Raw genomic sequence first — 13,542 nt, forward strand, 5'->3', positions numbered from 1 at the left:
CCAGTATAATTAAGGAATGGGGATTTTAAGGACTTATGAGGGGAACAAACCAAGCCAGGCGTTCATAGGATAGTTAGATTAAATGGTGAACTGTCTGGAGGGAGAAAAAGGATTATGATGCCTAATGGAATGTATCCTCAGAGAGCTCAAAATGGGCCAATGAACGTGGTTGTCGTTGAACCTTATGTCTATTCTGCACTTCGCAATTTGATTGGAAAAAGGGTCGTCCTGGATACGAAGCGTGGATCTGTCAGCGGAATCGTGAGGGATGCGAAGCCTGACCATGTGGTGGTCCAGGAGCATGATTCCACCTTTTTTGTCCGGATCCGTGAAATTTTCTGGATCATGCCGGAAAATTAATATGTAAAAAAAGTGAAGCAAAGGGAGGATAAACCCTTTGCTTCATTGCTTCCTAAACATCCTGAAAATGATGGCGATCAAAATGATGGCGGACAGGACATAGGAAGTGGTGCTGACTGTCGGGTGGGAGGCTGCGTTTTTTACACCGATTCCGATAAAGGCCCAGATGAATACTAGAGGATAGATGCGATCGTCATGTTTATGGTGAAAATAAATGGCCAGGGTTGTGGCAACCACGAGCATGATCAGTGTCCAGGTGACATCTGAAAGACCGAATCCATTCCAGCCTATAAACTTCAAATAATAGCTGATATTGGCGATGGTGGCGACACTGATCCAGCCGAGGTAGACGGAGAAGGGAAGGAGATTCCAAAATGAATGGTCTTCCTTTTTGATGAGATGATAAAGCTTGATTAGAGTCAGCAGCAAACCAATCATCACAATTACCGTCAGCAGGAAAAACTCGTAATGCCATAAAAGGATCCAGGCAATATTAAGGGCCGAGCTCAGCAGATAAAGCGGAGTGGCCTTTTCATATACCGGCAAATTCCTTCGTGAAGCGGGAAACTGCCTGATTGTCCAAATTAACAATAAGAAATAAATCAATCCCCAGATGCCAAAAACATATCCAGCCGGCGTAAAGAGCACATCGAGGTTATTCGAAATTTCCCCGGTCGTCTGCCCGTTGATCGGCAGGATATTCGCAAGCGCATTGACCGCTACCACGAGAACCGTTGCGATCAGATTCAAGATAAACCGTCCCATTTCCATCCCAGCCTTCATTTTAGTAGTTTATTTATACTATTCCACTTAAGACAAGCGCATAACTACATTTAGCCTTTTGGGAAGGAGATAAACATTCCAGTGTGTTAGGTGGGGAAAACATTTTACATGATTGACGTTCAGGGATTTCTGCTCTGGGCGTTTTGGGGTGAAAGCCAGGAGTGGTGCGGTCTCGTCGCTTTTTAATCAAACGTTTGATTAAGACGGCAAAAGGCTTGAGCGATTGCTTCATAATATTAAAATGATTACGAGTATGAAGGAGCACTATACCAGAGGGGCATTCATTTTTCGTAAAAATATTACAATCTGATAACATTTCCTTACAAATTCCCTATTCATTCAGGTAATATGGTAGTATGACGGACATGTTGGTTGAAAAGGGGAGATTTTAATGATGAAACGTATTATAACAGGCATGATCTTATTGAGCATCGCTGTTCTTGTGCTTGGCGCATGCAGCAATGATAGCTCAAAAGGGGATGCTGAGAAGAAAAATAAAGAAGATTTGGTTGCGACAGTGGATGGAGAAGGCATTTCAAAGAAGCAATATGAGAGAGAGCTTGAGGCAACAAAAGCAACTTACGAACAACAGGGTATGCCGGTTGATCAAATGGATGACAAGCAGAAGGAAGAACTTGAAAAGTCGGTTCTTGACCAAATGATCAATGCAGAGCTGCTTCTCCAGACAGCAGAGAAGGACGGCCTCTCAGCAGAAGATAAAGAAGTCGATGCAGAACTGGAAAAGATCAAAGGCAACTTCGAAGACGACAAACAATTTGAAGAAGCGCTGAAAAAGAATGAAATGACTGAAAAAGAGCTCAAGAGCCAGCTGAAAAAGCAGCTGACCGTCAACAAATACCTGGACAGCAAAATCGGCAAGGTAGAAGCAAGCGATAAAGAAATCCAGGACATGTATGAACAATACAAGCAGCTAGCACAAGCTCAAAAACAAGAGCCAGAAGACTTAGAGAAGATCAAACCACAACTTGAGCAGCAAGTTCTCTCACAAAAAGAAAGCGAGAAAATCAGCAAGCTGGTAGACGATCTTCGTAAAGAGAATGAAGATAAGATTAAAATCACTAAGGCGTAAAGAAAGTTGAATGCTTGTGAAGGGGGATAGACAGTGTCTATCCTCTTTTTAGTGTAATGAAAAGACTTTAGTATATTTGATTGGCAGGAGAGTACGCACTGTCAAATAGGCAGTTGGAATTTAGCAAACTTGTTAGGTTACATTCAATTAGTAGGAATTTTTATTGCCTTTGCAGAATAGTTCTTTTTATACACTATTATTAGCGCATAAGTTACAAAGGAAAAGTTAGTAATAGGAGAGGGAGTTGAACTATGGAAAAAAGAGAGATTTTTACTTTATCGGCATTGGCGTTTTCTGTGGGTGTTGTTGTAGGTTTCTTAATTTCACCTGTTAAGAATGGGTTTGGCAATAATTCTGGTAATAATTCTGGCAATAACATAAAAAATTACTATTATAAAGAGCCTTCAACGGATGGTGAATGAATAGAGCTTTCCTTTTTAAACAGAAGCTGGGCACTAATATGAACCGCTGAGAAATTAAATTCTCAGCGGTTTCTTTTTGTAAAGGCGACGAATCAAGCGATTCCGATATACCTTGATATATCCTCTTGAGATAGCCTGAACAGCGATGAGGGGAACTTAATACCCCTTATCTTCAGAATGTTACCGCTTCCATTCACTATCTCGGCCTTATGCTCACGAATGGCTGGATATCCCTTGAATGTATACTTGAGGATGTTACCATTAATAACGTTGGCAAAAGACGAACGGTATACGAACACTTTTTGAATGAGTGATTGTTTCATCTGTTGCAGACCGACGGATTCACAAGGAGGTATTGGATGTTAGAGCAAGACAGGAAGATAAAAAGAGTTGTAATTAAGATTGGCAGCAGTTCACTGACGAGTATGCACGGGGAAATCAGCCGCCGGAAGCTGGAGAACCTGGCGAACCAGATTGTGGCCTTGAAGGACGCGGGCTATGAAACCGCGGTTGTTTCATCTGGCGCTGTGGCGGCAGGGTACCGCAAGCTTGGCTGCATTCAGCGGCCTACGTCATTACCGGAAAAGCAGGCAGCCGCTTCGATCGGCCAGGGCCTGTTAATGGAATCTTACTCAGAACTCTTTTTATCTCATGGGTATGTCGCTTCCCAGATATTGATCACGAGAAGCGATTTCGCGAATGAAAATCGCTACAACAATATGAAAAATACGTTGAACGTCCTGTTAGAGAGAGGGATCATCCCCATCATCAATGAAAATGACACGGTCACGGTTGATCGCCTGCGTTTCGGCGACAATGACACATTGTCAGCGAAGGTCGCCGCGCTGATTGAGGCAGACCAGCTGATCATCCTTTCCGACATCGACGGACTGTATGACGCAAATCCGAACGATAACCCAGACGCTAAGTTGCTTGATAAGGTCCATGAAATCACTCCTGAAATCGAAGCAGCAGCAGGCGGCTCCGGAAGCGCAGTCGGTACAGGCGGAATGAAGTCGAAAATCTCCGCTGTAAAAATTGCGATGGCATCCGGTATCGATTCGTTTTTAGGGAAGGCCGACAGCAAGGACATCCTTGTAAAAGCAGTGAGCGGAACAGCAAAAGGAACGTATTTCAACCAGGACCCGGAAGGCTTCAACCTCGACAATAACCAGCAATGGATCGCGTTCCACTCCGGACCTGAGGGAGAAGTCATCATCCGTCCGGAATCAAGGGAAGCGATCATCGAAGACCGGAAAAACATCCTTCCGTCTGACATCCTTCAGGTAAAAGGAAGATTTGGCGAAGGAGCGGTCGTCAGAGTGATGGATGGTACCGGAGAAGAGATTGGACTCGGACGAATCAATTATTCTAGCGGAAAATTGGAAGAGACACTGATTGAAGAAGAATGTGAACGAAAAGAAGCAATCGAACAGGACACATTTGTCTGTTCACGTGATTTTGCATTGCCGGTATCAGTCTAAAAATATACAGGAGGCGTTTTGATGACATTGACAATGACTCAAACAACGACAGTAGAGGACCAAGCGATTGCAGCGAAAAAGGCAGCGAAGCAGCTGAGCATCCTTTCCACTGAGGAAAAGAATGAGGCGTTGCTGATTCTCGCTGACGCACTGGATCATAATTATGAAACGATTTTAGCGGAGAACGAAAAAGATTTGCAGAACGGAAGGGAAAAAGGCTTTGAGGACGCATTCATGGATCGCCTGGCACTTTCACGTGAACGAATCGCTGACTTTGCGGAAGGACTTCGCCAGGTTGCGGATCATGCTGATCCAGTTGGAGACGTGCTTTCAGATTGGACACTGGAAAACGGACTCAATGTAAAAGAAATCCGCGTCCCACTCGGCGTCATCGGGATGATTTACGAAGCACGCCCGAACGTAACCGTTGATGCAGCAGGTCTGGCGCTCAAATCAGGAAACGCCATTATTTTAAAAGGCGGATCGTCCGCACTGTACTCCAACAAAGCCATCGTCGACATCATGCACCAGGCACTTGAAAACACAAAGGTGCCAGTAGACGCCATCCAGTTCATCGCCACAGCAGACCGCGAAGCAACACAGCAGCTATTCACGATGAAAGAGCACATCGATGTCCTGATTCCACGCGGAGGCGGAGCATTGATCAAGGCAGTCGTCGAAAACGCAACGGTTCCTGTACTTGAAACCGGGGTAGGGAATTGCCACCTTTATGTGGACGAAGAAGCGGATACTGAAAAAGCATTGAACATCATGATTAACGCCAAAACAGACCGCCCGGCAGTGTGCAACGCGGCTGAGACACTCATCGTGCACCAGGCGTGGCTTGAGAAAAACAAAGAGAAACTTGCGGCCGCTTTCCAGGAGAATGGTATCACTGTACATGGTGACGAAGCAGCAGCTGCGGTTTTGCCGAATGTTGTGCCTGCAAACGAGAGTGACTGGGCCGACGAATACCTGAGCCTCGACATCGCCGTCAAGGTTGTTAATGATATTGATGAAGCTATCGATCACATCGATCAGTACGGCACCAAACACTCTGAAGCGATTATTACTGAAAATGCTAAGAACGCACAGAAGTTCCTGCAGCTAGTAGATGCCGCAGCACTTTATCATAACGCATCCACTCGATTCACAGATGGAGGAGCGTTAGGATTTGGGGCAGAAATCGGGATCTCCACCCAGAAGCTCCATGCTAGAGGGCCTATGGGATTGCCAGCGTTGACTACTCGGAAGTATGTCATGGTTGGGGATGGGTTGGTAAGGTAACATTAGCTAGAAGGCCTTCCTTGTTGTTTTTACAGGGAGGGCCTTTTGCAGCTTCATACTATTCCAACCACATTGTTGAGAAGCGCGTAACTGTCCCCGTGTCTGTTCTCCCTTTTCGGTTATGGGATCAAGTTAAGAAGCCTAAATAACCGGAGAAATTCCCCTTATTTAGAAAATTGCTCCGAAAATAGCTTAAATAGCCGGAGGAATTCCGCCTATTGACATAAAATAGGCATATATGAGGGCACTTTGCGATGCATAACCGGAAAATCTCCGCTTATAAACCCCAAAAACAGCTCGATTCTGGATTTAACCGGAAAACCTCCGCTTATTTATTACGCGATTAAAAGAGATACAGGAGATTGTCGAAGGGTTATTCTTTATTAAGAACAATTGGTTATTTATAATAAGTTGTGATTTTATTTTTCAAAGGGGGAAGAAAATGGCGAAGATTATTGTTATTTACGATCAGCCGAGGGATCAAGCAGGATTTGAAAAGCACTATTTTGAGGTTCATATTCCGCTTGTTCAAAAGGTTCCAAATTTAAAAGACGCCGAGGTTCATCGTGTGCTGCAGTCCATGTATACAGATGAAAAATTATACTTGATTGCTGAACTGCATTTTGAAAATCCAGAAGTCCTGGCACAGGCGCTGGCAACTCCGGAATTCCAGGAAGTGCAGGGAGATGTGAAAAATCTTGTAACCTATCTCAATAAGCCGCCAGTAGTGGCGATTGTGGATTAGCTATACGCAACGAAGGGACATTGAAAAAATGTCCCTTGGTCCGTTATTTAAGCTTATTCAATTTGTACGCATATCCTAGATAAGGCATAAAAGTAAACACCAGTCCGATGAGTGAAACAACGAATAGAACTCCTATGACCGTTTTCACTGTTCCTTCAAAACTGCTAAATAGGGAGAAGTAGGAGATTACCCAAAGTGCGGTCATGATGGATAAGGTTGCAGCGAGCATGATTAAGGCACCTTTGCCCATCCTGCTTTTCTCGCTGCTGTATTTTTCAACCAGGGAATCGCTGTCCGTATAGATAGGGGCTGTTCCTTTTGGTGCACTGAAAATATGAATATAATTTTCTGCTGTTCCTTCATGTTTCCAGCCAGCTTCTTTAAAATAGGCAAAATAATCAGCGTCTGCGTCTTTTCGGTAGTCAAGTGAATACTGAATGTCCTGAGTCTCAGCTTTCCTTAGTCGATAGCCCATGAAGGCGAAACGATCGAAAATCCATCCTTCGCGAGCGAGCTGCTCCAATTTACTCATATCCTTTTCTTCGTCAAAAGCTAATCCGCCGCTCATTATATATTTTGTCTGTCCCATCATGCATTCTCCCCTTTCTGGTCTAAAATGGCTTTAGCATGCCGGATCATTTCTTCCCTGCGTTTCACATCTTTTTTTAATAAATCAATTCCTTGCCTGGTGGCAATATAAGTCTTTCGCGTATCAGTATCATCGCCAATTTGCTCAATCATGCCCGCTGTTAAAAGCTTCTTTATCGTGGTATACATCGAAGCAGGGCCAATCATAAACTTCTTTTCGGTCATTTCTTCGATGTTTTTCATAATCAAATACCCGTGTCTGGCTTCGACAAGTGAGAGCAAAATGTAGTAATACGTATCTGTCAGTTCACCAGTTTCCAGTACATCGTTTCTAGCCATTCCATCACCTCTATATCGTTTAATGATATATATTTAAATATAATATATCGTTTAATGATATATATGTCAATAAATGATATATATATTTTTCCAAAACAAGAACTGTCCCTCTGTTCATATCTCCCAAAAGTCTTGTAAAATTAGAAGAGAGATTACCCGTAAAGTGGTGAGGATGATTCAACAGTTACTATTGCTTCAGCGTGTCATTGATTATATAGAGGATCATATTAAAGAGGAACTGAGTGCTGAAGAGCTGGCGCGAATGGTGGGGTATTCTCCTTTTCATTTTTCGCGGATTTTTCAGAAGCAGACGGGTTATACATTGATGGATTATGTGGTCAAAAGGAAGCTCCAGTTTGCGCTGTACGAATTAGTGAATGGGAAGAAGATCATCGAAATTGCGATGGATTACGGGTTTGAAACACATTCTGGCTTTACGAGGGCGTTCAAGAAGTGTTTTGGAAGTCCGCCGAGTCTTTATAAGGAGCATGGTCCGACATCGCTGCCGCAAAAACTGGATCTGATGAGCCTTCACGAAAAGAACACGGGCGGCATTGTCTTGCAGCCCCAGATCGTCCGTCGTGACGCGTTCAATGTCGCGGGAAAAATCTTCAGTATCGAGAATTTCCCTGCTGACCGAAACGTGCCGGCGTTTTGGGACCAGGAAGGTTTGACAGACGGTTCGATTGAAAGGTATCTGTACAAAGAGTTGGTGCCAAAAAAACATGGAGAGTATTGCATCAATTTGAGCCGCAGTCTGGAAGAAGGCTTGTGCAGTTATTTATTTGCTGTAGACCATGACGATGAAAAAGGCTTACCGGCGGAAATAACTTCTACCCAAATCCCCGAAGCTGTCTATGCCATATTCAGGACGCCTTTGGTTGAGGTTGACCAATTCGCTGCGGCCATCAAAGGGACGTGGAGATACATACTCGAGGATTGGTTTCCGAACTCATCCTATGAAGTGGATGAAGAGGGCTTTGACTTTGAGTATTATGATGAGCATTGCCATTACTGGGATTTTAAAAGGGTCTATATGGAAATTCATATTCCAATCAAAGAAAAATCTCGAGAATGAAATCATCCTCGAGATTTTTTAATGACCAATTGATAGAAATAGATTACCGGCGTTAAAAGAAGGGCGCTGGTAATCATGGCAATTTTAATCGAAAAACTAGCGGCAATTAATCCAATTGCCGGCCCTCCGCTAATCTGGCCTATCGCATCAACCTGGCCTTTTACCGAAAAGAACGCCGCGCGAGTCGACGAGTCAGGAATGATTTTATTCAGCCATGTATCCTCAAGCGGTGCCATCACAGATCTTGTTCCCTGGATGATCAGGTAAAAGCACAGCAAACCGATGATCCCGGTTGAAAGAGCAAAACCGGTCAGCGAAACGATGATCAGAACACATCCAATCAACAGGGACACATAGATGGTGTTCAGCTTATGATGGATGGAACTCCGGCTGATAAAATGAAGGCCGACAAAGGAAAGGAGCATTACGGCAAAATTAATGCTGCCGATCAGGATGACCAAATGGCCTTCTGTCATGTAGGCGAGATGGGTCTCTTCAAGAAAATGAGAGATCCATAGGCGGTCAAAGCCCTCGCTATATAACCCGAAAAATAGAGCAATCAGGAAGAGAATCCTCATCAGGTAACTGGCCTTTGTGTAATGGACCATCTGGTTCATATTACCTTTCAGCGTCTTCCAAGTGGAAGTATTTTTAGGTTGGACAGGTTTGAAGTTCTCTTCTTTCATAAAAAAGAGCAGGAAAACAACCAAGCACACCATGGATAATCCGCCAATGATGATCGGCAGATTGATCATGAAAAAATAACCGATCAACATACTCAAAGGAATCGCGATCACTTCACCGAGCTTGCCAGCCTTGGCACCATCAACAAACGCCTGGGAAGCGCGGTCTTCTCCGATCTCATCGGCAATCCACGCTTGATGCGCACCGCTCGTAAACGTGTAGCCGATCCCCCAGAGAACCTGCGACACTAAAACGGCCACGAAATAAGGGAACGATCCCTCAATCAGAAACCCGGCCCCAATCAGAAAGTACCCGAAAATCACAGAAAGCCTGCGACTTTTTAAATCTGCCAAAAAGCCAGTCGGAATCTCAAACAGGAACACAACTGCCTCCAGAACAGTCCCAACCAGAACCAGCTGCAACGGATCAAGTCCGACGACCTTCACATGGTACAGCAAGTTAACCGTAAAGATAAATGTAAAAAAGAACTGCGACCAGAAACGAGTATATATATAGACACGATATGAGTCCATTTGCTTAATAAATGCCAATTTCATCTCCCCCTAAAAAAGATTATAGAGAGGGAGGGAGATGATTTCTTTTCCAAATTTGCGGTTTATTGGAGAGTCGGTGGCAATTTTGAAGCCTATGCTCTTTCGGGTCGGCAAGAAACGTCCTTGTGCCTCTGTACTGAAAAATCGCCTGGAAGTTACTCCAGACGATTTTTTTGAGCATTATCGTTTTAAATATTGTTCTAAAAAGTCCAGTACAGCCTGGTAGCCTTTTATCCGGTTTTCTTTTTTCATAAATCCGTGTCCCTCATCAGGGAAGACGATATATTCTACCGGTACATTGTTCTTTTCTAATGCGGCCACGATTTCGTCGGATTCGACCTTCAGTACACGAGGGTCATTTGCTCCCTGTAAAACAATCATCGGCTTGTTGATCTTGTCCGCGTGGAACAATGGAGAGATGCTCCGGATGTATTCTGTCTGTGTAAACGGGTTTCCGATTTTTTTATAAAGGGCATCACGGAAGCTTTCCCACCAGGCCGGAATGCTTTTCAGCGTGCGTTCCCAGTTCGAGACACCAAAGATATCCACCCCGACATTGAACTCATCAGGCCTGAATGCCAGCGCGGCAAGAACCATATAGCCGCCGTAGCTTCCGCCGATGATGCCGATCTTTTCTCCATCGATATCAGCCTGTTCCCTCAAAAACCTCTTGGCCTGGATACAGTCCTCAAGGTCAATTTCCCCGTGCTTCAGGTCGGCTGCGCTAAAGAACGTTTTGCCGTACCCCGAACTGCCGCGGTTATTGACTGCCAATACAGCATAGCCGTTATTGGCGAGGTATTGGAACAGCGGATTGTAATCCGTTCTTGACTGCCCGCCGGGACCTCCGTGGACAAAGACAAGTGCTGGAGCCTTTTCGCCGGCCTTCACGTTTGGCCGGTAATAAATGGCCGGGATCTCCAATCCATCAAAAGAAGGATAGCGAATCACTTCTGCGTCTGCCAAGTCTGCCTGGCTGATCTCCGGGTTAAGGGTATGTGTGAGCTGTTTTAATTGAGAAGTTCCAAGCTCGTAGCTATATAAATTAGTGGGCGAATTCGGGCCATTAAACAAGAAGGTCATTAGACTCTCATCTGCTGAAAATTTCAAGTCCGAAATTTGCCCTTCGGGAAGTTGTGGCAGGTCCAGATATTCTCCAGTGCTCATATGAAGAACCTTCACGACCGTACTGGCATCCTGGTTCACCCCATAAACCATATAGGTATTCTGTTTGGAGAAGCGCGTGAACATGATATCCCAATTTTCCTTCACAACATCCTCTGTTACACCTGTAGAAATATGATACTTTTTCAGATAGAGGAATTCTTCATTTTCATCAGCGAGGAAATAAAGATTCTCGGAATTCCTGCAGAATGCTTGTGGGATGTTCTGGATATCCCCTTCATGCGGGGTGGCATGCAGAAGCTTCTCGGTTTGCACGTCAAAAATGTAAACATTGGAATCATTGGCATTGTTCACTTTTCCTAAGGAAATATACCGCTTATCTAGAGAGATGGACCCAAATTCATATCCTTCATCATTCGTAAAAATACAAGTAGGTTCATAAGTGGCAATATCCATTTCATAGACGTCCATGTAACTAGGATTCCGCTTATTGGAGCCGTAGAAAAAGCTTTTTCCGTCCTGACTCCAGCCATAAAATTCCGCACGCTCATGCTCCCCTGGAGTGAGGTCAACCTCTTCTCCATTCTCATTTTTCACATAAATATGTAGGATTTCATTCCCGCCCTTATCGCTTAAAAATAAAAAGCGGTCATCATGTGGAAAGTAGCCTGCGACAAGAACGGCATTATCCTCAGAATGAGTCAGCTGTGTCCTCACACCGTCTTCAACTGACACAGAATACGCGTTGTAAATCCCTGTCTTGTCTCCTGAAAACAAGACTTTCCTTCCATCAGCTGAAATCGAATTACCAGTAATCGATTCTGATCCATAAAACTGCTGTATTGTGTAGCGCTTCACTTCCGTAGCCTTAGTCTCTTTAACCATAATTTTTTCCATCTCCTTTCCATTACATTAAGAATTCGCTGAATATCTATAAAAACCTTTTTAAAGATTGCTGTGATAAGGGTGGGTCCCGGCGCCAAACGTGTATCTAGCAGAAAATGACTCTAGTAAACCATCCAGCTCACTTATGGATCCACCCAAGTCCGGTAGTCGCGTTCATTATATTTTGGGGCATTTATTTTAAACGGGAGGATTCTAATTCTGCCGATTCACGATGACGTATTTCCTCAATCGTACTCACTCCAAACAAGCCAATCAGGGAAAAGATGACTGGAATGATGAAACCATAGAAATAGCCTTCCGTCATGCTGCCTGAGACAGACTGGAAATGATCCAATACCTTTCCGAAAAATACTGGCAATAAAACGGCACTCAGGAATCCACCGGTATTCGCAAAGCCAGATACAATGCCAGATTCCTTAATAGGAAAGGATTGACGAACGACGGCAAAAGTTAAAGCGCTTGCTCCAAACCCAAAGCCGATGATGAAGAAAAGCAAAATGAGCATGAAAAGTGGAGGATTTCCTTTAAAGAAAAGGAAGGCAGACCAGCTTGTGAAAATAATAAAATGAACAGTGACATAAGGACGTTTAATTGTTTTTAGACGACTTGCAATCCAACTGGTTAGCGGGGCCCCTATAAGTGCTCCTATAAGACCAACCATGATTAGTTGGCTGGCATCTGACCGAGTCAGGTCGTACATATTCATCCCATACGGGACTGCCCATGAACTAATAAAGCCCACATAACCGCCAACAACGCCAAAATGACAGAAGAATAAAGCCCATGCCTGCCGATTCATAACGATTCTTTTCAGTAACGTTGAAATGTTTTGATGTTGGATTTCATCTTTTACAGTTACGGTTTCATTAGGAAAGAGTTGTCTTGGTTTTTTTACCAGTACTATGTAAAGAAGAATTCCGGTTAAACATAACGCTATGCCGGCAGAAAAAAATGCTGCTCTCCAGCCAAGTAAGTCAATCCAAGCGGAGAAAGGGACAGTTGCTAGAAGGAATCCAAGGCTTCCCGTCATTCCTGCGATCCCAATTAATCGAACGAATTCCTTCACTTTAAACCAATGGCTTAAAATCAAAACCAAGTTGACCCAAATAGTCGCATCTCCAATACCCGTAAGGATCCTGGCGAAAAACAGGACAACCTCATGTGTCCCAAGACTATAAATGATTGTGCCTAACCCAGTAACGATTGCACCTATGATTAGAAAAAAATTGGGCCCGAACCGATCAGCCAAAATCCCCATTGGAATTTGCAAACTCGTATAAACAAAGAATTGGATACTCGTTAGTAATCCAATCGTTGTGGCTGTTACTTGAAAATCCTTCATCACCTGCTCTGTAATCAACCCCGGAGCCGTTCGCTGGCTCGACAATAATAAGTACGTCAACAACACGGAAACAAATACAACCCACCGAAACCTGCTATTTTGTTTGTCCAATGATTTCTACTCCCGTTGGCTTTTACACTATATATATGGATAGTCAGTTAAGGTCATGATAACTTACTGAAACAGCGTGTTTCTTCACGTTTTCTTTTTATCAGCTATGGCGACTAAAGTGCTTCTATTCAAATCATTTATTCTGGGAGCATAAGGTACGTCCCTATGCTTTCAAACGCCGTTATTGTGACAGGTTTCATGTTGGAGAGCCCGAAGCTGTCAAGAAAAAGCAGTAATTATGACAGCTTTCAAGGTTCAGAGCCCGAAGCTGTCAAGAAAGCGTGGTTATTGTGACAGCTTTCCGGTTGGAGAGCCCGAAGCTGTCAAGAAAGCGTGGTTATTGTGACAGCTTTCCGGTTGGAGAGCCCGAAGCTGTCAAGAAAAGGCAGTAATTATGACAGCTTTCAAGGTTCAGAGTCCAAAGCTGTCAAGAAAAAGCAGTTATTGTGACAGCTTTCAAGGTTCAGAGCCCGAAGCTGTCAAGAAAAAGCAGTTATTGTGACAGCTTTCAAGGTTCAGGGCCCAAAGCTGTCAAGAAAAAGCAGTAATTGTGACAGCTTTCAAGGTTCAGAGCCCAAAGCTGTCAAGAAAGTGCCAATGCTGACGCTTTAGTGCTGTTATACAGCTAAAAAAATGGACCGAGC

Annotated in this window: 12 protein-coding genes and 1 pseudogene; 7 read left to right on the plus strand and 6 right to left on the minus strand. The window is 44.0% G+C overall.

Going from position 1 to position 13,542, the window contains the following annotated elements; genetic code table 11:
- Positions 1-114: 114 nt before the first annotated feature.
- The gene (locus tag RH061_RS02615; RefSeq protein WP_311073729.1) at positions 115-360 is read left to right on the plus strand and encodes a YuzF family protein; all 246 of its coding nucleotides are present in this window, start codon (positions 115-117) and stop codon (positions 358-360) included.
- A 42-nt stretch (positions 361-402) separates the two neighbouring features.
- On the opposite strand, the gene RH061_RS02620 is transcribed toward RH061_RS02615, so the two are convergent.
- On the minus strand, positions 403-1,125 hold the full coding sequence (locus RH061_RS02620; protein WP_311073731.1) for a TspO/MBR family protein: 723 nt from the start codon (positions 1,123-1,125) through the stop codon (positions 403-405).
- Between the two features lie 409 nt (positions 1,126-1,534).
- Here RH061_RS02620 and RH061_RS02625 point away from each other — a divergent pair, with 409 nt between their 5' ends.
- From RH061_RS02625 to RH061_RS02645, 5 genes and pseudogenes are all read left to right on the plus strand, one after another.
- Positions 1,535-2,233 carry a SurA N-terminal domain-containing protein gene (locus RH061_RS02625; RefSeq protein WP_311073733.1) on the plus strand — a complete coding sequence of 233 codons (699 nt, stop codon included), beginning with the start codon at positions 1,535-1,537 and terminating at the stop codon, positions 2,231-2,233.
- A 251-nt stretch (positions 2,234-2,484) separates the two neighbouring features.
- Complete coding sequence (locus RH061_RS02630) at positions 2,485-2,655, plus strand: hypothetical protein (RefSeq protein ID WP_311073734.1); 171 nt, start codon at positions 2,485-2,487, stop codon at positions 2,653-2,655.
- A gap of 359 nt (positions 2,656-3,014) precedes the next feature.
- On the plus strand, positions 3,015-4,139 hold the full coding sequence (gene proB / locus RH061_RS02635; protein ID WP_311073735.1) for a glutamate 5-kinase: 1,125 nt from the start codon (positions 3,015-3,017) through the stop codon (positions 4,137-4,139).
- 15 nt (positions 4,140-4,154) lie between these two features.
- Positions 4,155-5,426, plus strand: a pseudogene (locus RH061_RS02640) (glutamate-5-semialdehyde dehydrogenase); the annotation flags it as partial.
- 442 nt (positions 5,427-5,868) lie between these two features.
- Positions 5,869-6,171, plus strand: a complete 303-nt coding sequence (locus tag RH061_RS02645; RefSeq protein WP_311073737.1) for an EthD family reductase — start codon at positions 5,869-5,871, stop codon at positions 6,169-6,171.
- 43 nt (positions 6,172-6,214) lie between these two features.
- Here RH061_RS02645 and RH061_RS02650 read toward each other — a convergent pair whose 3' ends face one another.
- Complete coding sequence (locus RH061_RS02650) at positions 6,215-6,763, minus strand: DUF2812 domain-containing protein (protein WP_311073739.1); 549 nt, start codon at positions 6,761-6,763, stop codon at positions 6,215-6,217.
- Positions 6,760-7,098 carry a PadR family transcriptional regulator gene (locus RH061_RS02655; protein WP_311073741.1) on the minus strand — a complete coding sequence of 113 codons (339 nt, stop codon included), beginning with the start codon at positions 7,096-7,098 and terminating at the stop codon, positions 6,760-6,762. Before RH061_RS02655 ends, RH061_RS02650 begins: the two co-directional genes overlap by 4 nt.
- A gap of 172 nt (positions 7,099-7,270) precedes the next feature.
- Between RH061_RS02655 and RH061_RS02660 the strand changes: the two genes are divergently transcribed.
- The gene (locus RH061_RS02660; protein ID WP_311073742.1) at positions 7,271-8,176 is read left to right on the plus strand and encodes an AraC family transcriptional regulator; all 906 of its coding nucleotides are present in this window, start codon (positions 7,271-7,273) and stop codon (positions 8,174-8,176) included.
- A 2-nt stretch (positions 8,177-8,178) separates the two neighbouring features.
- Here RH061_RS02660 and RH061_RS02665 read toward each other — a convergent pair whose 3' ends face one another.
- The 3 genes from RH061_RS02665 to RH061_RS02675 form a co-directional block, all read right to left on the minus strand.
- Entirely contained in the window at positions 8,179-9,411 is a 1,233-nt protein-coding gene (locus RH061_RS02665) for an MFS transporter (protein ID WP_311073744.1), read from the minus strand.
- A 183-nt stretch (positions 9,412-9,594) separates the two neighbouring features.
- On the minus strand, positions 9,595-11,424 hold the full coding sequence (locus RH061_RS02670) for an alpha/beta hydrolase family protein (RefSeq protein ID WP_311073745.1): 1,830 nt from the start codon (positions 11,422-11,424) through the stop codon (positions 9,595-9,597).
- A 193-nt stretch (positions 11,425-11,617) separates the two neighbouring features.
- Positions 11,618-12,898: an MFS transporter gene (locus RH061_RS02675; protein WP_311073746.1), complete on the minus strand. Its 1,281-nt coding sequence runs from the start codon at positions 12,896-12,898 to the stop codon at positions 11,618-11,620.
- Positions 12,899-13,542: the final 644 nt, after the last annotated feature.

This window comes from Mesobacillus jeotgali (assembly GCF_031759225.1).
Taxonomy (GTDB): domain Bacteria; phylum Bacillota; class Bacilli; order Bacillales; family Cytobacillaceae; genus Mesobacillus; species Mesobacillus jeotgali_B.